The sequence below is a fragment of the Kitasatospora sp. NPDC001540 genome, assembly GCF_042894345.1.
In the GTDB taxonomy this organism is placed as follows: domain Bacteria; phylum Actinomycetota; class Actinomycetes; order Streptomycetales; family Streptomycetaceae; genus Kitasatospora; species Kitasatospora phosalacinea_C.
Window position 1 is genome coordinate 17,971 of record NZ_JBIAVO010000025.1, and the last position, 22,151, is coordinate 40,121.

The window sequence follows — 22,151 nt, forward strand, 5'->3', positions numbered from 1 at the left end:
CTACTTGCCGCCCGCGACCGCCGGGACGGACGGGGACGCCGCCCCGCCCGCCGGGCTGCCGCCGGTGCCGCCGAGGTAGGCGTTCCAGCCACCCGCCGGGGCCTGGCCGGGGGCGAGGGCCTGGAGCTTCTTGAGGACCGCCGGGTCCTGGGCCTCCAGCCACTCGACGAGCTGCCGGAAGGAGACCATCCGGACCTCGGGCTTGTCGGCGATCTGCTTGATGGTCTCCTCGACGGCGTTCATGTAGATGCCGCCGTTCCACTGCTCGAAGTGGTTGCCGATGATGAACGGTGCCCGGTTGCCGTTGTAGGCGCGCTCGAACCCGGCCAGGTACGCGTCGCGGGCCTGGTTCTGCCAGAACGCCTGCTTGCCCGGGTCGCCCTTGGTGTTGTCGCCGGACTGGTTGTACATGATGTTGTAGTCCATCGAGAGCACCTGGAAGCTGTGCCCGGGGAACGGGATGGACTGCAGCGGCATGTCCCACAGCGCGCCGCCGGCGAACTTCTGCGGCCACACCTGCAGCCCGCCGGGGCCCGAGCTGTCGTACTTCCAGCCGCGCTTGACGGCGGTGGGGAGCAGGCCGCGCTGGCCCTCCAGGCAGGGGGTGCGGCCGCCGATGAGCTCCTTGCGGTAGTCGAAGGGGAGCGCGGGCAGGTCGGTGTTGCCGGTGTTGGTGCGCCAGTTCATGACGAAGTCCATGGCCTGCTGGATCTCGCTGTCCCAGTCCTCGGGCGACCACCGTCCGCCGCCGTTGGCGCCGCAGAAGTGGCCGTTGAAGTGGGTGCCGATCTCGTGGCCCTCCAGCCAGGCGGCGCTGACCTGCTCGATGGTGGCGCGGATGTGCTGGTCGCTGAGGTAGCCGATGTCCGAGGCGCCGACCGGGTGCTGCGGCGGGTGGTAGAGCGACTTCTTCGACTCGGGCAGGGTGTAGATGCCGCTGAGGAAGAACGTCATGGTGGCGTCGTGGTCCTTGGCGAGCTTGCGGAACCGGCTGAACAGCTGGTTGTCGAGCTCGCCCGCGCCGTCCCAGGAGAAGACCACGAACTGCGGGGGCCGCTGCCCGGCCTCCAGTGGGACGGCCTGGGGCTGGTTGGGCTGCGGGCCGGTGTCGGAGGTGGAGCCGTCGCCGATCAGGGTGGCGGGCGGCTTGGGGACGGCGCTGGGGCTGCCGTTCGCGGCGAGGCCGTCGGCCTGCGCGGGCGGGGCGGCGCCCCCGCTCCCGGAGGTGCTCGCGCAGCCCGCGGCGAGGGTGGCGGCGGTCGCCGCACCGGCGGCCAGCAGGGTCCGGCGGGAGAGGGCGTCCATGTCTCACATCCGTTCACCAGGGAGTCAGGGGAAGTCACCGGCCGGATGAACCGTCCATCAGATGGAATGGAGAGATGCGTCGTCCGGGGAGTCGGCCTCAGCATGGCACGCGTCCGCCCGTCGCGCCGGTAAGCACGGCCCGGGTACGGATGACCGGGGGACGCCACGCCGGAGCGCTCACCTGTTCGGAGCACCGGACCGGGGCGGCGGCGCCGCCGGGGAGTTGACTTGGCGTCAGATGGCACGGCACGCCCGCCCCGCCGACATGGAGGTCGCACCCGCCGATGTGGCAGCCGCTGATCGACGCCTACCGGGACCGGATCGTCGACACCGGGCGGGAGCCGCTGTTCCTGCTGCTGCTCGGCCTGGTGCTGTCGTTCCTGTTCATCCGGCTCAGCACCCGGATGATCCGGGCCCGGGTCCGCTGGTGGCCCGGCAACGTGACCCCGGGCGGGCTGCACATCCACCACGTGGTGTTCGGCCAGGCCCTGCTGCTGCTGTGCGGGGTGGCCGGGTTCGCGCTGCGCGGGGACGGCGGCGCCTGGTGGAACCTGCTGGGCTTCGGGTTCGGCGTCGGCGCGGGCCTGGTGCTGGACGAGTTCGCGCTGGTCCTGCACCTCAAGGACGTCTACTGGTCCACCCAGGGCCGCGCCTCGGTGGACGCCGTGGTGTTCGCCGTCGCCGTGATCGGGCTGCTGCTGATCGGCGAGCTCCCGCTCGGCGGCTTCGTCCGGAACCCGGACGGGCCGACCCTGGCCGGGGCGGCCGTGTTGCTGGCACTGGTCGTGGTCAGCCTGCTCAAGGGCAAGACCTGGACGGGGCTGCTGGGCATCATGCTCTGGCCGCTCGCCCTGGTCGGCGCCGTCCGGCTGGCCCGCCCGGCCAGCCCGTGGGCCCGCTGGCGCTACCGCTCCCGCCCCCGCCGGCTGACCCGCGCCGAGCGCCGCGAGGAGCGGTTCCACCGCCGCCTGGTCGCGGTCAAGACCGCCGCGTACGACCTGGTGGCCGGCGCCCCCGACGCCGACCCGGAACCCGAACCCGGACCCGCACCGGAGCCCGCGCCCGCCCCCGCCGCGCCCGTCGAGCCGCGGCCCGAGCGGCCGCCCGCGCCCTGGCGGCTGCGCTGCGCCGCGCTCGCGCAGTGGTACCTGCGGATCGCCACCCTGCTGAACCTGCTCGGCGCGGTGGTCGCCCCGTTCCGGGCCCAGGTCGAACGCGCCGACCGGGGCGAGTACTTCACCCCGGTGCTGGTCACCTCCGGCTTCACCACCGCGCTGCTGACCGGACTGCTCGCCGTCATGCTGCGCCGCCGCAAGCGGGCCGCCTGGATCGCCGCGCTGGCGCTCACCGCGCTGCACGCCGCCCTGTACGTCCTGGCGCTGGCCTTCCCCGAGTACCGCGCGCACCCGTTCAACTGGGTCTCGGCCGCCCTGACCCTGGCGCTGCTGCTGGCCCTGCTGGCCGCCCGCCCGGTGTTCCGGGTCCGCGGCGGGCGCGGCAACCCGCCGCTGGCCGCGGCCGTGCTGCTGTTCGGCGGGGCGCTGCTGACCGGCGCCGGGGCCCTCGCCGTCCGGCTCCGGCACACCGGCGGGGCGCCCGGCTGGGGCGAGGCCGCCCGGTACGCGGTGCTGCGGCTGGCCACCGTCTCGGGCACGGTCGAGGTCGACGGCGTGGACGTGCCGGGCTGGCTCGACCTCGGCCTCAACCTGCTCGGCACCGCCCTGCTGCTGCTCACCCTGCGGATCCTGCTGCGCTCCCCGCACGGCACCGACCGGCAGGGCCCCGAGGACGAACGGGCGCTGCGCGTCCTGCTGGCCCGGCACGGCGGACGCGACTCGCTGGGCTACTTCGTGCTGCGGCGCGACAAGTCGGTGTGCTTCTCGCCCAGCGGCAAGGCCGCCGTCGCCTACCGGGTGGTGAACGGCGTGGCGCTGGCCTCCGGCGACCCGGTCGGCGACCCGGAGGCCTGGCCGCAGGCGATCGAGGAGTGGCACCGGCTGGCCCGCGCGCACGCCTGGGTCCCCGCCGTCACCGGCGCCGGGGAGCGCGGCGGCACGGCGTACGCCCGGACGGCCGGGCTGCGCGCGCTGCACCTGGGCGACGAGGCGGTGGTCGACGCGGCGGGCTTCACCCTGGAGGGCCGGGAGGTGCGCGGCCTGCGGCAGACCTGCCGCCGGGTGGAGCGGGCGGGCTACACGGTGCTGCTGCGCCGTCACCGCGACGTCCCGCCCGGGGAGTTCGCCGACCTGGTCCGGCTGGCCGACGCCTGGCGGCACGGCCGCACCGAGCGCGGCTTCTCGATGGCGCTGGGCCGGCTCGGCGACCCGGCGGACGGCGACTGCCTGCTCGCCGAGTGCCGCGACGGGGCCGGGCGGACGGCTGCCCTGCTGTCCTTCGTCCCGTGGGGCGCGGACGGGCTGTCGCTCGACTTGATGCGCCGTGACCGGGAGTCCGACAACGGGCTGGTCGAGTACACCGTGGCCGCGGTGCTCGGCCGGGCCGCCGAGTTCGGGGCGGTGCGGGTCTCGCTGAACTTCGCGATGTTCCGCGAGGCCTTCGAGCCGCGGCTGGGCGCCGGGCCGGTGCTGCGGCTGTGGCGCGGGGTGCTGCGGTTCCTGTCCCGCTGGTGGCAGTTGGAGTCGCTGTACCGGGCGAACGCCCGCTACCGGCCGGGGTGGGAGCCGCGCTACGTGCTGTACGAGAAGGCCTCCGAGCTGCCCGCGATCGGGCTGGCCAACGCGCTGGCGGAGGGCTTCCTGACCCGGCCCCGGCTACGGCGTGGCCGCGCGGCGGGCGGCCCGCCCCCCGGCGCGTCGCTCGGCGCGTCACCCGGACAGAACGCACGGGGTGCCGCGGCCCCGGGCGGCGGGTGAACTGGGCGGGTCGTGGTGTCGGCGGGCGGAGGGTGCGGTGGGCGAGCGGACGTGGAAGGGCGCGGTGGCGGCCGCCGGGGCCGTGGTCGCGGGGGCCTGGCTGCTGCACGGCGGGCTGGCCGGCACCCTGCCGCCCGCACCGGCCGCCGCGCAGGCGTACGACGGCACCCCGGTCGGCCCGGCCGTCCCCGCGCTGCCGCCCTCGCCGCCGGTGCGGGTCCGGATCCCGGTGCTCGGGGTGGACGCGCCGGTGGCCCGGCTCGGGCTGGACGGCGAGGGGCGGCTGCAGCCGCCCCCGGAGGAGGACCGCAACCTGGCCGGCTGGTACCGGGACGGGGCCGCGCCCGGCTCCAGCGGCGCGGCGGTGCTGGCCGGGCACGTCGACAACGCGCACGGCCCGGCGGTGTTCTACCGGCTGGGCACGCTGCGCAAGGGCGACCAGCTGGAGGTCGCCCGGACGGACGGCTCCGGCGCCTGGTTCCAGGTCGACGGCGTGGAGGTCTACCCGAAGAGCGACTTCCCGGACCGCAAGGTGTACGCGGCCACGCCGGACGCCCAGCTGCGGCTGATCACCTGCGGCGGCGGCTTCAGCCGGGAGGGCGGCTACGACGGGAACGTGGTGGTGTACGCGCACCTGGTGCGCACCCAGAAGGCCTGAGCGGCCGCCGTCCTGGCGGGGCGTGAGGGCGCCCGGCCGGGACGGCGGCCGGTCAGGACAGCAGCTGGGCCAGCGCCCGGTCGCAGTCCAGGTGGCGCAGCTCCTGTCCCTCGGGCACCACCAGGTAGCTGTGCCACAGGAAGCGGCGCAGCTCGGTGCGGTCGAACTGGAGCAGGGCGACGCCGTCGGGGGAGCGCAGCTCGACCACGGTGCGCTGGCCGAGTCCGGGGCGGATGTGCACGTCGCCCTCGCCGCTGGGCAGGTCCAGCCCGGAGGCGAGCAGTTGGCGGGCGAACACCCACTCCACCCCGTCCGCCGGGGCCGGGTCGGCCGGGGCGGCGGCGTCCAGCGCGTACTCGGCGGGGAAGACCATCCGGACCGCCAGCGGGTCGTCGGCGCGGTACCGCAGGGTGACCCGAAGCAGCGCGGAGCGGTGGGTGCTGACGATCAGCCGGGCGTGCGTGGTCTGCTCGACCGGCGCGGGCGCTGAGAACACGGTGGTTCCTCCGGGAGGTGCGGGCGGTACGGACGGTGCGGATGCGACCGGTGTCGCCTCCTGATGATGAAGAGTCGGGAGCGGCAGGTGCGATTACACCGGTTCCGAGCCCGCTTCGAGTGATCCGCGTCACACCCGGACGGACCAACCCGGTCATTCCGGGCCGGTGGCATGGGCATTCCCTGGGCAGCGGCGGGGGCGCCCGGGCAGGATCGCGGGAGCCGTGCGGGGCCCCACACCTCGTCCGCGCGGCGACCCGGGGGAGGGCCGAGACCATCGAGGAACGAGTGCGGACGGCCGGGCGGACCCCGCTCGCCGCGTACGCCGAGCTGTACCGGCGCCACCACCCCGGCCTGCTGCGGTACGCCGGGAGCCTGACCGGCGGCGACCGCTGGCGGGCCGAGGACCTGGTCGCCGAGGCGCACCTGCGGGTGTGGCGGCGGCTCGCCGACGGGCACCGGATCGAGGACCCGCGGGCCTACCTGGCCGCCACCGTCCGGCACCTGGCGGCCGCGCCCGTGCGCGAGAGGGCCGCCGGGGAGCTGCCCGGGCGGGCCGCGGGGGAGGAGGCCGCCGACCCGGCGCCCCGGGTGGCCGAGACCGACCGGATGCGCGGGCTGCTCGCCCAACTGCCCGCGCGCTGGGCGCGGGCGCTGTGGCTCTCCGAGGTGGAGGGCCTGCCGCCGGGCGAGGTCGGCGACCGGCTCGGCGTGGGCCGCGGCGCCGCCGCCGTGCTGCTGCACCGGGCCCGCGAGGGCCTGCGGCTGGCCTACCTGCGGGCCTACCCCGGCGCCCCGCGCGACCCCGGTTGCGCCGGGCACTGGGCGGCGCTCGCCGGGCGGCCCGCGGCCGGGTCGGGCGCCGGGTGCAGCGGCACCTGGACGGCTGCGCCGACTGCCGGGGCCGCCTGGAGCTGCTGCGCCGGGTCAACCGGCGGCTGGCCGTCCTGGCGGGCGGTGCGGCGGCCCTGCTGGGCGCCCTGGTGCCGGTCCCGTTCGGCGACCCGGGCCGCGCCGACCCGGCCGAGGCGGCCTACGAGGTGCGCCACCGGGTCACCGGCGGGAAGGACGACCGCTTCACCGCCCGGATCGTGCTGCGCACCACCTCCGGCTGCCCGGTGAACGGCTGGACGCCGCGTCGGCCGCCGCCCGCAGGCGGGGCCGCCGTCCGCGACGGCGGCCGGAACGCCGTCCGGCCGCCCGGCGGCTCCACCGGCACCGGTTTCTCCGGCCGCCGGGCGCACCCGCACCCGGCGCCGGTGGCGATCACCCCGAACGGCCGCCCGTACCGCGTGAAGGTGTGGTGACAGTCGTACGAATTGGGTGGGGCGGACGTCACGGGCGCGTGCCGCGGCGGCCGTCCGGGCTCCGGGAGGAGCTAGGCTGGGCGGGTTCCACGACCGCCCGCCGACTGCGGGGGAAGGGCCTCGTACGGGCCCTGACCTGCGACGACCCCGTTCGGAGACCGTGACTACCGCCGCCTCCTCCTCGATGGCCCCGCTGTTCTCGCACGCAGACGGCACCCACCCCCGCCCGAGCGGCACCTCCGCCGCCGCGCACCTCTCCCCGGCCTTCCCGGGCCGCGCCCCCTGGGGCACCGCCGCCAGTCTCCGGGCCTGGCAGCAGGGAGCGCTGGACCTGTACATCGAGAAGCAGCCCCGGGACTTCCTGGCGGTCGCCACCCCGGGCGCCGGAAAGACCACCTTCGCCCTGACCCTGGCGTCCTACCTGCTGCACAACCACCTGGTGCAGCAGGTCACCGTGGTCGCGCCCACCGAGCACCTGAAGAAGCAGTGGGCCGAGGCCGCCGCCCGGATAGGGATCCGGCTCGACCCGGCGTACTCCTCGGGCCCGCTGTCCAAGGACTACCAGGGCATCGTGATCACCTACGCGGGCGTCGGGGTCAACCCGATGCTGCACCGCAACCGGACCGAGGCCCGCAAGACGCTGGTGATCATGGACGAGATCCACCACGCCGGCGACTCCAAGTCCTGGGGCGAGGCCTGCTTCGAGGCGTTCGAACCGGCCACCCGCCGACTCGCCCTCACCGGCACCCCGTTCCGCTCCGACACCAACCCGATCCCGTTCGTCCAGTACGAGGCCGGGAGCGACGGCATCCGCAAGTCGGTCGCCGACTACACCTACGGCTACGGGCACGCGCTGGCCGACCACGTGGTCCGCCCGGTGATCTTCCTCAGCTACTCCGGCAACATGCGCTGGCGCACCAAGGCCGGCGACGAGCTGGAGGCCCGGCTCGGCGAGCCGATGACCAAGGACCTGATCGCCCAGGCCTGGCGCACCGCGCTCTCCCCGCAGGGCGAGTGGATCCCGGCCGTGCTGCAGGCCGCCGACCGACGGCTGACCGAGGTCCGCAAGGGCATCCCGGACGCGGGCGGCCTGGTGATCGCCACCGACCAGACGGTGGCCCGCGCGTACGCCAAGCTGCTGCGCGAGATCACCGGCGAGAAGGTCACCCTGGTGCTCTCCGACGAGGCCGAGGCCTCCCAACGGATCTCCGACTACGCCGAGGGCACCTCGCGCTGGATGGTGGCCGTCCGGATGGTCTCCGAGGGCGTCGACGTGCCCCGGCTGTGCGTGGGCGTGTACGCCACCTCGATCTCCACCCCGCTGTTCTTCGCCCAGGCCGTCGGCCGCTTCGTGCGCGCCCGCAAGCGCGGCGAGACCGCCTCGGTGTTCCTGCCGACCATCCCGATGCTGCTCGGCTTCGCCAACGAGATGGAGCTGCAGCGCGACCACGTCCTGGACCGGCCGAAGAAGGAGGGCGAGGGCCTCTTCGACGAGGAGGACCGGCTGCTCGCCGAGGCCGAGAAGGCCAACGACGGGGCGGACACCGGCACCGAGGAGTTCTCCTACGAGGCGCTGGGCAGCGACGCGGTCTTCGACCGGGTGCTGTACAACGCCATGGAGTTCGGCATGCAGGCGCACCCCGGCAGCGAGGAGGAGGAGGACTACCTCGGCATCCCGGGCCTGCTCGAACCCGACCAGGTGCAGATGCTGCTGCAGAAGCGCCAGCACCGGCAGATCCAGCGCTCCAAGGCCAAGCCCGCCGAGGAGGCCGACCTGCTGGAACTCCCCGCCGAGGAGCGCCCGGTGGTCACCCACCAGGAGCTGCGCGAACTGCGCAAGGAGCTCAACGCGCTGGTCGCCGCCTGGCACCACCGCACCGACCAGCCGCACGGCAGCATCCACAACGAACTGCGCCGCCAGTGCGGCGGCCCGCTCACCGCGCAGGCCACCGCCAACCAGCTGAAGGCGCGGATCGCCCGGATCCGCGAGTGGGCCAACCAGGGCTGACGGGAGGGCGGCGCGGACCGGCCGGGCGGGGCCGCGCCCAGATATCGGACGCTTGAGCGCTTGCGGCGCGAGTTATGCGCGCCTTATCCGATTTTTCATCACGACTTTCCATCGATACTGCCCGAATTTTGGACAACCACTTCCACGGGACCTCCTCCGTTCATTAGCGTCTCCCCACACTCACCCGGGCCCCACCCGTCGGCCCGGACGAGTGCCGCGGAGCCTGCGCCCTGTCGATGTCGCCGAGGCCGGACTCCCGCGCCGGACACCCTTCCTGCGCGCGACCAATTCCGGTGCGGCCCGCGGCAGTTGTGTCGTAGGGTCGGACTTGCCGCGGAAAGGACCTGGCGCCCCGTGACTGCTGAGACTTCCCAGACGCTGGACAGAGGTGTCCGGGTACTGAAACTGCTCGCCGACTCCGAGCGCGGGCTCACGGTGACCGAGCTGGCCGCCCGGCTGGCCGTCAACCGCACGGTGGTCTACCGCCTGCTCGCCACCCTGGAACAGCACGGCCTGGTCCGGCGGGACATCGGCGGCCGGGCCCGGGTCGGCCTCGGCGTGCTCCGGCTCGCCCACCGCGTCCACCCGCTGCTGCGCGAGGCCGCGCTGCCCGCGCTGCGCTCGCTCGCCGAGGACCTGGGCGCCACCGCCCACCTCACCCTGGTCGACGGCAACGAGGCGCTGGCCGTCGCCGTGGTCGAACCGACCTGGACGGACTTCCACGTCGCCTACCGCACCGGCCTGCGCCACCCGCTCTCCGAGAGCGCGGCCGGCCGGGCCATCCTGGAGGCCCGCAGCTTCCCCGGCCAGCGCCGCCCCGAGCAGGGCTGCGTGATCACCCGGGCCGAGGAGCAGTCCGGGGCCAGCGGCGCGGCCGCCGCGCTGATCGGCCTCAGCGGCATCGAGGGCAGCGTCGGCGTGGTGATGCTCAACGGCCTCGTCCCGGAGCGGGTCGGCCCGCGGGTGATCGAGGCGGCCACCGAGGTCGCCGACGCGCTGCGCTGAGCCCGGTCGCACCGGACGATCCGCGCGGCCGTCCGTGGCGGGTGCCGCGGTGTGTTTGGATGCGGGGGTGGCTACCCAGAACCCGTCCTCGGTCCTGACCTCCCGGCGCGCCCGCGCCCTCGGGCTGTGCGCGCTGCCGGTGCTCGCGCTGTTCGCGGTGGCCGCGTTCGTGCCGCTGCCCTACACCCTGGAGTCGCCCGGCGCCACCGCCGACGCCCTGGGCGCGTACAAGGGCGCCCAGGTGCTGACGATCAGCGGGACGCCGGTGCGGCAGACCAGCGGGCAGCTGCGGGTGGTCACCGTCGACGCGACGCCGCCGGAGCAGCGCAACAGCCTGTGGGACGCGCTGGCGTCCTGGGGCGACCCGAAGCGCGCGGTGGTGCCGACCGAGGAGGTCTTCCCGCAGAGCGACCCGGAGAAGGCCAACCAGGTGACGCTGCAGCAGATGACGCAGTCCCAGGACAGCGCGACCCTGGCCGCGCTGAACTACCTGCACCTCTCGCCGGACCAGGTCAAGGTGCAGGTCGACCTCGGCGACATCGGCGGCCCGAGCGGCGGCCAGATGCTCGCGCTGGGCATCATCGACAAGATCGCCGGGGACGGCAGGGGCGGCGAGCTGACCGGCGGGCGGAACGTGGCGGGCACCGGCACGATCGACGCGGACGGGCAGGTCGGCCAGGTCGGCGGCATCCCGCTGAAGACCCAGGCGGCGCGCGAGGCGGGCGCCACGGTGTTCCTGCTGCCGCGCAGCGAGTGCGCGCAGGGCAAGGTCAACACCCCCGAGGGCCTGCAGTTGATCCCGGTGGACACCCTGGCCGACTCGGTCGCCGCGCTCCAGGCGCTGAACGGCGGCGGCGCCGTCCCGCACTGCTGAGCGGACCGGGCGTCGCACCCCCGTGCGCCCGGCCCTCGTCCGTGGTCCTCCCCCGGGAGAGTGCGTCCGGCCCTACAACCCGAACGCGGCCGTCACCAGGTCGTCACCGACCCGGGTGCGCAGTCGGGCGGCGATCTCCGGTAACCGGTGGGCCTGGGACATCGGCAGCGACACCGCGACCGCGGCGAGCCCGCTGCCCAGCACGATCGGGACCGCCGCCCCGGCCGTGCCCAGCGCGTACTCCTGGTACTGGGTGATCGGTGCGGCCCGCTGCGGTCCGTGCCGGGGCAGCAGCGGCAGGTGGGCGGGTTCGCGCAGGGTGTACGGGGTGAACGGGATCATCGGGTAGCGGGTCAGGTGGGAGCGCCGTTCCTCGGCGGACATCAGGGCCAGCAGCGTCTTGCCGGCCGCGTGGGCGTGCGCCCCGGCCCGGAAGTGCCGCGGGTCGACGGTGGGGGCGCCGGGGGCGGCCGCGGCGGCGAGCAGGTCGACCTCGCCGTCCTTGTAGCGGGCGAAGTGCACGGCCGCGGACAGCTGGTGGGCGATCCGGCCGAGCAGCCCGTCGAGCCGGGAGCGGCCGGCCGCCGGGCTCTCCGCCCGGCTCAGGCCGGAGACCGCGGGGCCGGTGCGGTACAGGCCCTCGAAACGCTCCAGGTAGCGGTCGTGCACCAGGGTGCGCAGAAGGTGGTAGGTGGTGCCCAGGGCCAGTCCGGTGTCCCGGGCGAGCTGCTTGGCGGTGGCGCCCGAGGGGTACCGGGCGGCGGCCTCCAGCAGCCGCAGGGCCCGTTGCGCCGAGACGATCAGGGTGGTCTGCGGCTCGGTGACCCGGCTCATCGCTCGGCCCCTCGTGGGCGAACGGCCCTGCGGTGCGGCGGTGCTGACGTCGGGACGGCCGGTGGGCACTCAGGGAGTGCGGTCCATATGCTCATGGCTGCGATCTTTGCGTGCACGAGCAAAAGGCATATGCCAAAAAACCGCGGGCAAGGGGAGGCTCGCCCTGGAACGGGCGAGGTTACGGGGGGTCAGGCCGCCCCGCCGCCGCCCGCCGCCTGCTCCACCAGCGGCAGCACCCGGTACGGCACCGGGTTCTCCAGCGCGATCGCGGTGGACGCCCGGACGATCCCGTCGAACCCCACCACCCGGTCGATCACCCGCTGCAGGTCCGCGTTCGACCGGGCCACGATCCGCACCAGCATGTCCCCGTGGCCGGTGATGGTGTGCAGCTCCAGCACCTCCGGCACCGCCGCCAGGTGCGCCCGGACGTCCGCGCCCTGCCCCTGCGAGATCTCCAGGGTGGCGAACGCCGTCACCGGGTAGCCCAGCGCCGCCGGGTCCACCTGCGGGCCGAACCCGCCGATCACCCCGCGCGCCTGCAGCCGGTCCAGCCGGGCCTGCACCGTGCCGCGCGCCACCTGCAGGCGGCGCGAGCACTCCAGCACGCCGATCCGCGGCTCCTCGGCGAGCAGCCGGATCAGCTTTCCGTCCAGCGCGTCGATGGCGTCGGGCTGCGGGGGCACGGGGCGGCTCCAGGTGAGGGTCAGTTGCCGATGACGTACGTCTGCACCACGGGCTCGGTGCCGTTCCAGCTCACCGAGACCGAGGAGACCCGGTCGTCCTTGGAGAAGTCGACCCGCAGCCACTGCTCGCCGTGCCAGACCTGCATCGACCAGCCCGGCTCCGGCACCGCCGACACCAGTCGGGCCTCGGTGGGCCGCTGGTCGAGCGCCACCCGGCCGCCCAGCACCGGGTAGCTGTGCACCGTGCTGGGCGGGCCGGAGCTCTTGCGGGCCGCCGCGGTCGGTCGCGAGGCCGTGGTCGCCCCCGGCGTCGGGCCCGGGTCCGGCGTCGGGGACGGGGACGGGGCCGCCGCGGACGGCGGCGGATCGTAGGGGGAGGCCGCGGGCGGAGTCGTCTCCGCCGGTCTCGTGGAAGCCACCGAGGGCAGTTGGACCGCCACCGGTTGCTCGAACACCGTGTCGACGAGCACCGCGTGCACGCCGAGCCAGGACAACGCCACCGCCGCTCCGGTGGCTGCCGTCCAGGCGCCCAGTTGAACCAGTCCGCTCCGCATCGCGGGCCCATCCTGCCGTACGAAGGTCACGGGCGGGTCAGTGGGCCGGGTCATCCGCAGGAACCTTGCGGAAAAAGGGGGCCGAGCCTTCAGGGAAGCTCAAGGGCCTGCCCGCTCCCGGGGGCGCCGAACCCCCCGAGGTACAGACCACTTGGCCGCCATGCCGTACCGTGCAGGCCCATGGCAACAGTGCTTGTGGTCGAGGACGACCCCTTTGTGCGTTCCGCCCTGATCCGCCATCTGGCCGACACCGGCCACGCCGTGCGCTCCGTCGGCACCGCCCTGGAGGCCCTGCGCGAAGTCGCCCAGGTCGGCTGCGACCTGGTGGTCCTCGACCTGGGCCTGCCGGATCTGGACGGCAGCGAGGCGCTCAAGATGATCCGCGGGCTGACCAACGTCCCGGTGATCATCTCGACCGCGCGGGACGACGAGGCGGAGATCGTCCGGCTGCTGAACGACGGCGCCGACGACTACCTGGTGAAACCGTTCTCCGGAGAACACCTCACGGCCCGGATGGCCGCCGTCCTGCGCAGACTGGGCGGCGGCGCCCTGGCGGCACCCCAGATCCTCCGGGTCGGCGGCCTCGCCATCGACCCGCAGCGCCGCGAGGCCCTGCTCGACGGACAGCGGCTGGACCTCACCCGCCGCGAGTTCGACCTGCTGGCCTTCCTCGCCGCCCGCCCGGGCGTGGTCGTCCCGCGCAAGGAGATCCTGGCCGAGGTGTGGCGGCAGACCTACGGCGGCGACCAGACCATCGACGTCCACCTGTCCTGGCTGCGCCGCAAGCTCGGCGAGACCGCCTCCAGGCCGCGCTACCTGCACACCGTGCGCGGCGTCGGCGTCCGGTTGGAGGCACCCTCCGGACCGGCGGGGTGCACGACGTGAAGCGCGTCCTCCGCTCGCTGCGCTGGGCGATGGTCAAGGCCGCCATCGCCGGCACCGTCATGGTCGCGCTCGCCTTCCTCATCCCGCTCGGCCTGATGGTCCAGCAGACCGCCCGCGACCGGGCCTTCACCGCCGCCGAGCGGCAGGCCTCCGCGCTCGGACCGGCCCTCGCCATCACCACCGACCAGGACGCCGTCTCCCGGGCGATGGCCTCCACCGACGCCGGGGCCCGCGAGCGGCTGGCCGTCCACCTGCCCGGCGGCGTCACGGTCGGCACCGCCCGCACCGAGAACGACCAGCTGCCCGGCAGCGCCAACCAGGGCTGGACCCGCACCGTCCGGGCCGGGACCGTCCGGGTCGACGGCGGGTACGCGCTGCTGCAGCCGGTCGCCGTGGACGGCGGCGGCATCGCCATGGTCGAGGTGTTCGTCCCGAACTCCGACCTGACGCGCGGCGTCGGCACCGCCTGGCTGGTGCTCTCCGGCGTCGCGCTCGCCCTGGTCGCGGTGTCCGTCGCGGTCGCCGACCGGATGGGCACCCGGATCATCCGCTCCGCCCGCCGCCTCGCCACCGCCGCCCGCTCGCTCGGCTCCGGCAACCTCTCCGTCCGGGTCCCGGTCGAGGGACGCGAGGCGGCGGGCGCGCCCGAGGAGCTCCGGGAGGCCGCCTACGCGTTCAACGCCATGGCCGACCGGGTCGTCCACCTGCTCGCCGCCGAACGCGAGCTCGCCGCCGACCTGTCGCACCGGCTGCGCACCCCGCTCACCGTGCTCCGGCTCAACGCCGCGGCGCTCGGCGGGGGCGACGCCGCCGACGCCACCCGGCACGCCGTCGCCCAACTGGAGCGCGAGGTCGACCAGATCATCCGCTCCGCCCGCCGCCAGCCCGAGGACGCCCCGGCGGTGGCCCTGGGCTGCGACGCCGTCGAGGTGGTCCGGGACCGGGTCGGCTTCTGGTCCGCGCTCGCCGAGGACGAGGGGCGTCCCTGGCGGCTGGCCGGGGACGAGGCGCCCGCGCCCGTCCCGGTGCAGCGCGGCGACCTGGCCGCCGCGGTCGACGCGCTGCTCGGCAACGTCTTCCGGCACACCGCCGTCGGCACCCCCTTCTCCGTCGACCTGCTGATCGGCGAGGACGCGGTGACCGTCCTGGTCGGCGACGGCGGACCGGGCTTCGCCGACCCGGCCCCGACCATCCGCCGCGGCGCCGGGCACGGCGGCGAGGGCTCCACCGGCCTCGGCCTGGACATCGCCCGCAAGCTCGCCCGGGGCACCGGCGGCGACGTCACCCTCGGCCGCTCCGCCGTCCTCGGCGGCGCCGAGATCTCGCTGCGGATCAACACCCGCACCGAAGTGGAACTGCCGCGGCAGCAGCGCCGCCGCACCGGCCGACTGATCCGCAAGGACTGAGGGCCGGGGAGCGAGGGCCGGGGGCCGGGGCGATCCGTGCCGACACAGGAGCTGTTACCGCGGGGGCGACAGCTCGGTGTCACTCCTCTCCCCCCTCCCTTAAATACGTCCTAGGCCGTGTTCAACGCTGCCTCATCCCGCCCGGGCGCGGGCGGACGGGCCCGCCGGCCCGGATAGCGTCAGCCAGCACCGGGGTCCGCGACCCCGGAACCGGTGCGCGAACGGGCCGGGTCGGCCCGGACCGGACGGTGCGGGGCCGCGCGTGACCAACGCCACCGCGCGGCCCGCCGCACCACCGGCCGCACCGGCACCGCCGCCGGGAACCGCACCGCCGACCGCCGACCGATCGGCCGCGGCCTGCGCCGTTCCCGTCGGCCGACCCGAACCCGCGGTCGCCCCGGGCCGGGCCCGCCCGTCCGGCCGCTCTCCCCAGCGGTCGGGCGGCAGCCCCAGGAGGGGAGCCCGGGGCGACCGCGACCGGTGGCGCCCGCCGACCGTTCGGGTAGTGTCGGCTGCTGGCCCAGCGCAGGTCGACGGCGGACGGAGCAACACAGTGACCACGGTGCAAACGGAACGGGGCACGCACCCGGGCGACCCCGCCCGCCCGCCCGCCCGGGCCTGGCAGCGCGTCCTCACCGCCCCCGTCCGACAGGCCGGGGCCGTCACCGCGGCCCTGCGCGCCGCCCCCCGGCGCCCGCTGCTGGCCGCCGCCGCGCTCTCGCTGCTCTCCCTGCTGGTCTACGCGGTCGTGCGGCACTTCGTCCACACCTCGATGGTCGACATGATGGTCTACCGGGCCGAGGGCGCCGCCGTCGCCGACGGCCACGACCTGTACGCGCTGCGGGTCACCCGGTGGAACCTGCCCGCGACCTACCCGCCGTTCGCCGCGATGCTGTTCGTGCCGACCACCTGGTTCGGCGTCCCGTTCCTGCGCCTCGCCGTCACCGCCGGGAACCTGCTGCTGCTCGCCACCCTCGCCCACCTCTCCTTCAAACTGGTCGGCTGGCCGCGCCGCGACCTGCGTCCGATCGGCGTCCTGCTGGTCACCGGACTGGGGGTCTGGCTGGAGCCGGTCTTCACCACCCTGCGCTACGGCCAGATCAACCTCGCGCTGGCCTGCCTGATCCTCTGGGACCTCACCCGCCCCGACGCCGTCCGCAGCAAGGGCGTCGCCATCGGCCTCGCCGCCGGGATCAAGCTCACCCCCGGCCTGTTCGCCGTCTACCTGCTGATCACCGGCCGGGTCCGCGCCGCGTTCGTGGCCGGCGCCACCTTCGTCGGCACCTTCCTGATCGGCGCGCTCGTCCTCCCGGACGCCACCCGCGGCTTCTGGACGAAGTACATGTTCGACTCCAGCCGGGTCGGCAGCACCGTCATCGTCGACAACCAGTCGCTGCGCGGCCTGGTCGCCCGGTACCTGCAGATCGAGAACCCCGGCGCCGTCGCCACCGTGCTCGGCGCGCTGGTCGCCGTCGCCGGGCTCTCCGTCGCCGTCTGGACGCACCGCAGCGCCCGCTGGTCGCCGCGCGCCGACGCCTGGAGCGTGTGCACCGCGCTGGTCACGGCGGTGCTGGTCTCCCCGATCAGCTGGACCCACCACTGGGTGTGGTGCGTGCCCGTGCTCGTCCTGCTCGCCGCCGAGGCCGCGCACGAGCGCTCCCGCCCCACCACCGTCCGGCACCTGCGCTGGCGGGCCATCTTCGGCCTGACGCTGGCCGGCTTCCTGTCCTTCGCGATGTGGGCCGTCCCGCACAAGGGCGACCTCGACCTCCACCTGTCGATCCTCAAGCAGTTCCCGGCGGGCGTCTACCCGCTGATGGGCCTGTGCTTCCTCGCCGTCGCCGCGCTCCGGGTCCGCTCCCGGCGGCTCGCGGGCGGCGCCCCGCTGGTCCGCGTCCCCGCCCCGCGCGCCGACTCGGACGGGTTCGGCCGCCCCGGCAGCCCCGACAGCCAGAAGGCCCCCGCGGCCCGCTGAACCGGTTGCTGCGTTCCTCGGGGCCGACCCGCTCCTTCTCCGGAGCGGCCCGTTCCCTCCGGTCGGCCCGGGCGCCCCGAGGGCGGGCGTTCCGGCGGACGGCCGGGCGGGCGGGTCGGGCCGGCCTGCGCCCGCACCCGCGCGCGGGAGGGCCGTGCGCGCCCCCTCACGCCAGCAGCTCCGCCAGCGAACCGTCCAGGTCCATCGCCTCCAGCTCCGCCCCCGGCGGCACCAGCCGGTGCGCCCGCTCCAGCCAGGCCGCCACCGTCGGCAGCGGCGCCTCCAGCAGCGCGTCCCCCGCGGGCGAGCTCAGCGCCATGCACAGCACGCTGCGCCGCCCCGACCGGGTCGGCCAGATCCGCACGTCGCCCTGACCACACGGCCGGAACGTCCCCTCCACCAGCAGCTCGCGGGCGAACACCCAGGTCACCGGCGTCCCGCTGTCCAGGTGGAAGGTCACGTACACCGCGAACGGGTCGTGGCTCCCGTACGACAACCGGGCCGCCACCGGGACGCTGCGCTCCGGCGACAGCACCAGCTCCAGCTCCAGCTCCTGCTCCACCACTCCGGTCGACTGTCCGGCCATCGTCCTCACCCTCTCCGCCACGCGGGCCGCACTTCGGCCCCGCACCGGTCGAGAGCGCGCTCGCCGCGGACTCTTACACGGGTTGCGCGAGTTCCCGCGAACTTTTTTCCGGCCGCACCCGGCAGAACCTTTTCCGCCCCGCCCCGGTTGTTCCGGACGGGAACACCGGAACCCGGAGCCGCCCGACCGCTGCTCCGCCACCGCCCCGGAACGGTCCCGGCCGTCCCGGGCGCACCTGCCGTACCACGTGTCTCCGTTCGTTTCACGAGTTCCGGTGAACCCGGGGGACGAGGTCGTTCGAGGTACTACCCTTTGTGACTGCCCGGCGACTCTCCGCCCGCGGCTCCCCCCATGCACGTCCGCACACCCGCACGCCGCGGTGCCGGTACGAAGGAAGACGCGACGCCATGACGGACCGGCCCTCCACCGCAGGCTCGATGCTCGGCGCGACCCTGGCCGGGGACGCCGGAGCCCCCGGCTACTACCCCGACCCCTCGGTGCCCGGCTTCATCCGCTACTGGGCCGGCCACGCCTGGGTCCCCGGCACCAGCCGCCCCGCCCCCGGCCCCGGCGAACCGCTCGACCCGCCGCGCTTCGTCGCCCGCTACCTCACCGCACCCCCGTACGACCTCCCGCCCGGCCCCGCCCCCGCGAACCCGGCGACGGCGGCCGGGCCCGGGGCGGGGGCGTCTGCGGGGTCGGCGGGGTCGGTGGTCGAGACCGGGCCGATCTACCTGGACGAGACCGGGGCACAGGCGGTCTTCACCATGCCGGTCGACCCTGGGGCGGGGCGTCCTGAGGAGGGGCGCCCTGGGGAGGGTCGTTCCGAGGTGGGCCGTCCCGAGGTGGGCCGTCCCGAGGTGGGCCGTCCCGAGGGGGGCCGTCCCGAGGCGGGAGCGGGCGGGGTGGTGGCCGACTCGGCGACGGGCGGGGTTGCGGGCTCCGGGCCCGGGGCGCTGGAGGTCCGGCCCCGCAGCGAGATGGAGCCGCTGCGCCCCGTGGAGGCGGCCCCCTGGGCGGTCGCCGGGAGCGGGCTGCAACCGGTCGCGGCCGAGTCCTGGGCCACCGCGGCCGCGCTGCACCTGCGCAGCGGGGGAGCGGGCGTACCGGTCGGCGCCGTCGTCGCGCCGCGGAGGGGGCGGGACGGCGGCCGGGACGGTGCCGGGGACGGGCGGGGCGGGCGGCCGGCCCGGGAGGTGGAGGCCGCCGCCCGGCCGCTGGAACTGGCCGGGCCCGCGGTCGCCGTCGAGGAGCCGGAGCCCGTCGTCGGCGTGGTGGCGGTGCCACGGGCCGCGCAGCCGCTCGGGGGGACGCCCTGGCACGGGGCCGCTGCCGGGGAGGGGGTCGGCGGCGACGGTTCGGTGGGGCTGACGGCCCCGCCCGGGGCGCTGTTCGAACCGGTGCCGTCCGCGGAGCCGGTGGAGTCGGCGCCGTCGGTGCAGTCGGTGGAGCCCGGGCAGCCGTCGGCCGAGCCGTTGCCGGAGCCGCGGTCGGCCGACTCCGGTTCGGGGTGGCGGGCCGACCCGCGGGCGCAGCGCGGACTGATGGAGACGGGCGGGGCGCCGCGCTGGGTGTCCTGGGGCGTCGACCCGGAGCCCGGCGGTGGTGCCGGTGGCGCCTCCGTACCGGAGCAGGTCTCGGCTCCGGCTCCGGTTCCGGCCACGGCCCCGGTTCCGGCCTCGGTCGAGACGGAGCGGCCCGGGCGGGAGCCGCGGACGGCGCACGTCACCAGCGAGCGGATCCGCCCGTCGCGCCGGGACGGGGAACCCGGCGCCGCCGCGGGGGCCGTTCCGGCGGCTGCGGGCGGTGCCGCTGCCGCCGCCAAGAAGCGGCGCACCGGGGCCCCGGCGCCCGTACCCGCGGGAGTGGGGGCGCGGGCGCTCGCGTGGCTGGTGGACGGTGCGGTCACGGCGGTGGTCGGCGCGGCCGTCGCGGTGCCGCTGGCCGGGACGGTGCGGGCGCACGTCCAGGAGAAGATCGACCAGGCCGCGCTGGCCGCCAGCATGACGGGGCGTCAGCGCCAGGTGTGGCTGCTGGACGGGACGGTGCTGGGCCGGGTGGGCGTACTGCTCGGGGTGCTGCTGGTGTTCGGACTGCTGTACCAGGTGCTGCCGATCGCCCGGACCGGCCAGACCTTCGGCAAGCGGCTGGCCCGGGTCAGGGTGGTCGCCGCGGGCGGGACGGGCGCGCCCGGCTTCGGCCGCTCGCTGCTGCGCTGGCTGGTGCGCGGGCTGGGCACCGCCGTCCTGCTCGGCCCGCTCGCCGCGCTGCTGGACCGTCCGGCCCGGCGCGGCTGGCACGACCGGGCGGCGCGGACCAGGGCGGTGCGGGCGGAGCGGGGCTGACGTCCGGGACGGTCCCGGCAGCGGCGCGGCCTGGGCGTGGGGCTTGGGGTGCGGCGGCGAAACGGACGGAAACGGATCAAATATCCCAACATCGTAGTATTCGCGGTGTTCTACTCGTGCCATGAGCACCAGCGACCCCTCCGGAACCGAGCCGGAGGAGGGCGGACGGCCTTCCTTCGACAAGCAGCCCCCGTCGCCGGGCAGTCCGTACGACACCCCGCCCGGCTACGGCGGCCAGTACGGCGCCCCGGCCGGTTCGGGCTCCCCCTACGACACCCCGCCCCCCGGCTACGGGCCCCCGCCCGGGGGTCCGGGCGGTCCCGACGGCGGCCCGGGCGGCCCCGGCGGTCCGGTCGGTCCCGGTGACCCGTACGACTCGCCCTACGGTGCGCCCGGGCCCGGCCCCGTCCCCGGGATGCCCCCGCTCGGCGGCTGGGGGGCGCGGATCCTCGCCCGGCTGGTCGACTACCTGTTGGTGCAGGTGATCGCCATCGTGGTGCTGCTCCCGTTCCTCCACTTCAACGAGCGGAACGGCTGGGCCGGCTCCTTCTGGCTCGGCGGCGCGATCTACCTGGTGTATGACGGCCTGATGCTCAGTCGGGACGGGCAGACCCTCGGCAAGAAGCTGATGAAGGTCCGGGTCGCCATGCTCGCCGACGGCTCTTCCCCCACCCCCTCCGCCGCGTGGACCCGCGCCGCGGTCTTCATCTTCCCCGCGCTGATCTGCTGCGGCGGCCTCTGGTGGATCGTCGACGGCCTGTTCGGCGTCTTCGACAAGCCCTACCGCCAGTGCATCCACGACAAGGCGGCCAAGACCGTGGTGGTCTCCACCGCCTGACCCCTCCTCCACCCCCCTGGGCCCCGGGCGCGCGGCAGCCGTTGACCTGCCGCGGGCCCGGGAGTCTTCGCGTGTCTTCGCGTCGGCGGGCGCCCGGCCTCAGCGCCCCTGGTGCGCGTACACCCGCTCCCGGACGGCGGGCGGTGCGGGGTGCGCCCTCTCCCGCGGTGCGGTGGTGACCGCCCGCGGCGGCAGGCGGCGGGCCGCTACGGGGGACAGCAGGACGGCGGACAGCGTGCCGAGCGCGACGGCGAAGCCGACCAGCACCGCGATCCGCCACACCCCCGACTCCCCGGACACGGCCAGCAGCGCCACCGCGGCGACCGCCGCGACCAGCGTGCCGACGACCAACTGCACGACACTGAAACGACTTCCGGACACCAACGCGGAAGCCCGGGACGCGGCAACGGCACGGGACGGAACAACGGGGCGCGGCATGGCGGTCGACCCTTCGCGCGGAACGGGGAACAGGGAGCGGGGAACGGGGAGCAGGGAACGGGGGAGCGGGGAGCAGGCAGCGGTGCAGAACGGTAAGTACAGCCTAACCGCCGGGAGTTGCCCTACTCCGGGGCACGGGGGGCGCACGGACTCACTCCCGGCGGTCGCACTGCCGCACCCGGCGCGTGCGACCGCCCGCTAACGTGCGTGCGTACGGACAGTCGCGGAGCGCCACGGGCACCACCGTCCTCCGCCTGTTCCTTCCCGTTCCTGTTCCTGTCCCTGACCATCGGGAGCCGCCATGACCGTCCCCGCCGACTGGCCCACCACGGCCGAGGCCGCCCGTGCCGAACAGGAACGCCTGCGTCCCCTGGTCGTCCCCGAGGGTCCCGAACCCCCGCGCCGCCCCGGCACGTTGATCGCCGGGGTCGACGTCGCCTACGACGACGAGCGCGACGTCGTCGCCGCCGCGGCCGTCCTGCTCGACTACGCCACCCTCGACGTCGTCGAACAGGCCACCGCCGTCGGCCGGGTCGCCTTCCCCTACCTCCCCGGCCTCCTCGCCTTCCGCGAACTCCCCGCCGTCCTCGACGCCCTGTCCCGCCTCACCCGCACCCCCGACCTCGTCGTCTGCGACGGCTACGGCCTCGCCCACCCCCGCCGCCTCGGCCTCGCCAGCCACCTCGGCGTCCACACCGGCCTCCCCACCCTCGGCATCGCCAAGAACCCCTTCACCTTCACCCACCAGCCCCCCGCCGACCACCGCGGCGCCTGGTCCCCCCTCCTCGACGGCCCCACCCCCGTCGGCCGCGCCCTGCGCACCCGGCAGGGCGTCAAACCCGTCTTCCTCTCCATCGGCCACCGCATCGGCCTCGACGAAGCCACCGCCGTCACCCTCGCCCTCACCCCCTCCTACCGCCTCCCCGAAACCACCCGCCGCGCCGACGCCCTCTGCCGCCAGGCCCTCGCCGCCACGGCTCCCGCCCCCTGATCCCACCCGCACCCACCAGGGGGCATGTTGACAGTCCGTTCCATGTGTTAGACATAGAGATTGGAGCCAACTTTCTTACAGGCCCCAGGCG

20 protein-coding genes are annotated in these 22,151 nt (G+C 75.5%); 13 read left to right on the top strand and 7 right to left on the bottom strand.

What is annotated here, in order from left to right; translation table 11 throughout:
- Positions 1-1,305, bottom strand: coding sequence for a hypothetical protein (locus tag ACFY00_RS25975; protein ID WP_388033966.1), 1,305 nt, complete (start codon positions 1,303-1,305; stop codon positions 1-3).
- A gap of 284 nt (positions 1,306-1,589) precedes the next feature.
- On the opposite strand from ACFY00_RS25975, the gene ACFY00_RS25980 reads away from it, so the two are divergent.
- A complete protein-coding gene (locus tag ACFY00_RS25980) occupies positions 1,590-4,178 on the top strand; it encodes a phosphatidylglycerol lysyltransferase domain-containing protein (RefSeq protein WP_388033967.1) in 2,589 nt (862 codons plus the stop codon).
- A 37-nt stretch (positions 4,179-4,215) separates the two neighbouring features.
- Positions 4,216-4,836 (top strand): class F sortase, encoded by a 621-nt coding sequence (locus tag ACFY00_RS25985; RefSeq protein ID WP_388033968.1) that lies wholly within the window; start codon positions 4,216-4,218, stop codon positions 4,834-4,836.
- 52 nt (positions 4,837-4,888) lie between these two features.
- On the opposite strand, the gene ACFY00_RS25990 is transcribed toward ACFY00_RS25985, so the two are convergent.
- The gene (locus ACFY00_RS25990; protein WP_388033969.1) at positions 4,889-5,332 is read right to left on the bottom strand and encodes an SsgA family sporulation/cell division regulator; all 444 of its coding nucleotides are present in this window, start codon (positions 5,330-5,332) and stop codon (positions 4,889-4,891) included.
- Positions 5,333-5,619: 287 nt separating this feature from the next.
- Between ACFY00_RS25990 and ACFY00_RS25995 the strand changes: the two genes are divergently transcribed.
- The 5 genes from ACFY00_RS25995 to ACFY00_RS26015 all read left to right on the top strand — a co-directional run bounded on the left by ACFY00_RS25995 (position 5,620) and on the right by ACFY00_RS26015 (position 10,525).
- On the top strand, positions 5,620-6,453 hold the full coding sequence (locus tag ACFY00_RS25995; protein WP_388033970.1) for an RNA polymerase sigma factor: 834 nt from the start codon (positions 5,620-5,622) through the stop codon (positions 6,451-6,453).
- Positions 6,423-6,638: a hypothetical protein gene (locus tag ACFY00_RS26000; RefSeq protein ID WP_388033971.1), complete on the top strand. Its 216-nt coding sequence runs from the start codon at positions 6,423-6,425 to the stop codon at positions 6,636-6,638. Before ACFY00_RS25995 ends, ACFY00_RS26000 begins: the two co-directional genes overlap by 31 nt.
- Positions 6,639-6,822: 184 nt before the next feature.
- Positions 6,823-8,646, top strand: a complete 1,824-nt coding sequence (locus ACFY00_RS26005; RefSeq protein ID WP_388034048.1) for a DEAD/DEAH box helicase — start codon at positions 6,823-6,825, stop codon at positions 8,644-8,646.
- Positions 8,647-9,000: 354 nt separating this feature from the next.
- Positions 9,001-9,651: an IclR family transcriptional regulator gene (locus ACFY00_RS26010; RefSeq protein WP_014135981.1), complete on the top strand. Its 651-nt coding sequence runs from the start codon at positions 9,001-9,003 to the stop codon at positions 9,649-9,651.
- 67 nt (positions 9,652-9,718) lie between these two features.
- Positions 9,719-10,525, top strand: a complete 807-nt coding sequence (locus tag ACFY00_RS26015; RefSeq protein WP_388033972.1) for a hypothetical protein — start codon at positions 9,719-9,721, stop codon at positions 10,523-10,525.
- A gap of 72 nt (positions 10,526-10,597) precedes the next feature.
- Here the strand turns inward: ACFY00_RS26015 and ACFY00_RS26020 are convergent, their stop codons facing one another.
- The 3 genes from ACFY00_RS26020 to ACFY00_RS26030 all read right to left on the bottom strand — a co-directional run bounded on the left by ACFY00_RS26020 (position 10,598) and on the right by ACFY00_RS26030 (position 12,596).
- Positions 10,598-11,359, bottom strand: a complete 762-nt coding sequence (locus ACFY00_RS26020; protein WP_388033973.1) for a helix-turn-helix domain-containing protein — start codon at positions 11,357-11,359, stop codon at positions 10,598-10,600.
- A gap of 188 nt (positions 11,360-11,547) precedes the next feature.
- Positions 11,548-12,042, bottom strand: a complete 495-nt coding sequence (locus ACFY00_RS26025; protein ID WP_285737432.1) for an Lrp/AsnC family transcriptional regulator — start codon at positions 12,040-12,042, stop codon at positions 11,548-11,550.
- A 20-nt stretch (positions 12,043-12,062) separates the two neighbouring features.
- Positions 12,063-12,596 carry a hypothetical protein gene (locus ACFY00_RS26030; RefSeq protein ID WP_388033974.1) on the bottom strand — a complete coding sequence of 178 codons (534 nt, stop codon included), beginning with the start codon at positions 12,594-12,596 and terminating at the stop codon, positions 12,063-12,065.
- Positions 12,597-12,776: 180 nt separating this feature from the next.
- Between ACFY00_RS26030 and ACFY00_RS26035 the strand changes: the two genes are divergently transcribed.
- The 3 genes from ACFY00_RS26035 (at position 12,777) to ACFY00_RS26045 (ending at position 16,862) form a co-directional block, all read left to right on the top strand.
- On the top strand, positions 12,777-13,481 hold the full coding sequence (locus ACFY00_RS26035) for a response regulator transcription factor (protein ID WP_388033975.1): 705 nt from the start codon (positions 12,777-12,779) through the stop codon (positions 13,479-13,481).
- Positions 13,482-13,498: 17 nt separating this feature from the next.
- The gene (locus tag ACFY00_RS26040) at positions 13,499-14,887 is read left to right on the top strand and encodes a histidine kinase dimerization/phospho-acceptor domain-containing protein (protein WP_388034049.1); all 1,389 of its coding nucleotides are present in this window, start codon (positions 13,499-13,501) and stop codon (positions 14,885-14,887) included.
- Between the two features lie 553 nt (positions 14,888-15,440).
- Positions 15,441-16,862, top strand: coding sequence for a glycosyltransferase 87 family protein (locus tag ACFY00_RS26045; RefSeq protein WP_388033976.1), 1,422 nt, complete (start codon positions 15,441-15,443; stop codon positions 16,860-16,862).
- A gap of 166 nt (positions 16,863-17,028) precedes the next feature.
- Here ACFY00_RS26045 and ACFY00_RS26050 read toward each other — a convergent pair whose 3' ends face one another.
- The gene (locus ACFY00_RS26050; protein WP_285737436.1) at positions 17,029-17,448 is read right to left on the bottom strand and encodes an SsgA family sporulation/cell division regulator; all 420 of its coding nucleotides are present in this window, start codon (positions 17,446-17,448) and stop codon (positions 17,029-17,031) included.
- 407 nt (positions 17,449-17,855) lie between these two features.
- Here ACFY00_RS26050 and ACFY00_RS26055 point away from each other — a divergent pair, with 407 nt between their 5' ends.
- Together ACFY00_RS26055 and ACFY00_RS26060 are read left to right on the top strand one after the other, a co-directional pair.
- On the top strand, positions 17,856-19,793 hold the full coding sequence (locus ACFY00_RS26055) for an RDD family protein (protein WP_388033977.1): 1,938 nt from the start codon (positions 17,856-17,858) through the stop codon (positions 19,791-19,793).
- Between the two features lie 121 nt (positions 19,794-19,914).
- A complete protein-coding gene (locus ACFY00_RS26060; protein ID WP_388033978.1) occupies positions 19,915-20,631 on the top strand; it encodes an RDD family protein in 717 nt (238 codons plus the stop codon).
- A 99-nt stretch (positions 20,632-20,730) separates the two neighbouring features.
- Here the strand turns inward: ACFY00_RS26060 and ACFY00_RS26065 are convergent, their stop codons facing one another.
- On the bottom strand, positions 20,731-20,988 hold the full coding sequence (locus ACFY00_RS26065) for a hypothetical protein (protein ID WP_388033979.1): 258 nt from the start codon (positions 20,986-20,988) through the stop codon (positions 20,731-20,733).
- A 382-nt stretch (positions 20,989-21,370) separates the two neighbouring features.
- Between ACFY00_RS26065 and ACFY00_RS26070 the strand changes: the two genes are divergently transcribed.
- Complete coding sequence (locus tag ACFY00_RS26070) at positions 21,371-22,060, top strand: endonuclease V (RefSeq protein WP_388033980.1); 690 nt, start codon at positions 21,371-21,373, stop codon at positions 22,058-22,060.
- Positions 22,061-22,151: the final 91 nt, after the last annotated feature.

What these genes read in the sequence shown, in the direction of transcription:
- ACFY00_RS26035 (WP_388033975.1), top strand. Translation starts at nt 12,777, where the DNA reads ATGGCAACAGTGCTTGTGGTCGAGGACGACCCCTTTGTGCGTTCCGCC.
- ACFY00_RS26020 (WP_388033973.1), bottom strand. Translation starts at nt 11,359, where the DNA reads ATGAGCCGGGTCACCGAGCCGCAGACCACCCTGATCGTCTCGGCGCAA.
- ACFY00_RS26050 (WP_285737436.1), bottom strand. Translation starts at nt 17,448, where the DNA reads ATGGCCGGACAGTCGACCGGAGTGGTGGAGCAGGAGCTGGAGCTGGAG.
- ACFY00_RS26060 (WP_388033978.1), top strand. Translation starts at nt 19,915, where the DNA reads ATGAGCACCAGCGACCCCTCCGGAACCGAGCCGGAGGAGGGCGGACGG.
- ACFY00_RS26055 (WP_388033977.1), top strand. Translation starts at nt 17,856, where the DNA reads ATGACGGACCGGCCCTCCACCGCAGGCTCGATGCTCGGCGCGACCCTG.
- ACFY00_RS25975 (WP_388033966.1), bottom strand. Translation starts at nt 1,305, where the DNA reads ATGGACGCCCTCTCCCGCCGGACCCTGCTGGCCGCCGGTGCGGCGACC.
- ACFY00_RS26005 (WP_388034048.1), top strand. Translation starts at nt 6,823, where the DNA reads ATGGCCCCGCTGTTCTCGCACGCAGACGGCACCCACCCCCGCCCGAGC.
- ACFY00_RS25980 (WP_388033967.1), top strand. Translation starts at nt 1,590, where the DNA reads ATGTGGCAGCCGCTGATCGACGCCTACCGGGACCGGATCGTCGACACC.
- ACFY00_RS26070 (WP_388033980.1), top strand. Translation starts at nt 21,371, where the DNA reads ATGACCGTCCCCGCCGACTGGCCCACCACGGCCGAGGCCGCCCGTGCC.
- ACFY00_RS26030 (WP_388033974.1), bottom strand. Translation starts at nt 12,596, where the DNA reads ATGCGGAGCGGACTGGTTCAACTGGGCGCCTGGACGGCAGCCACCGGA.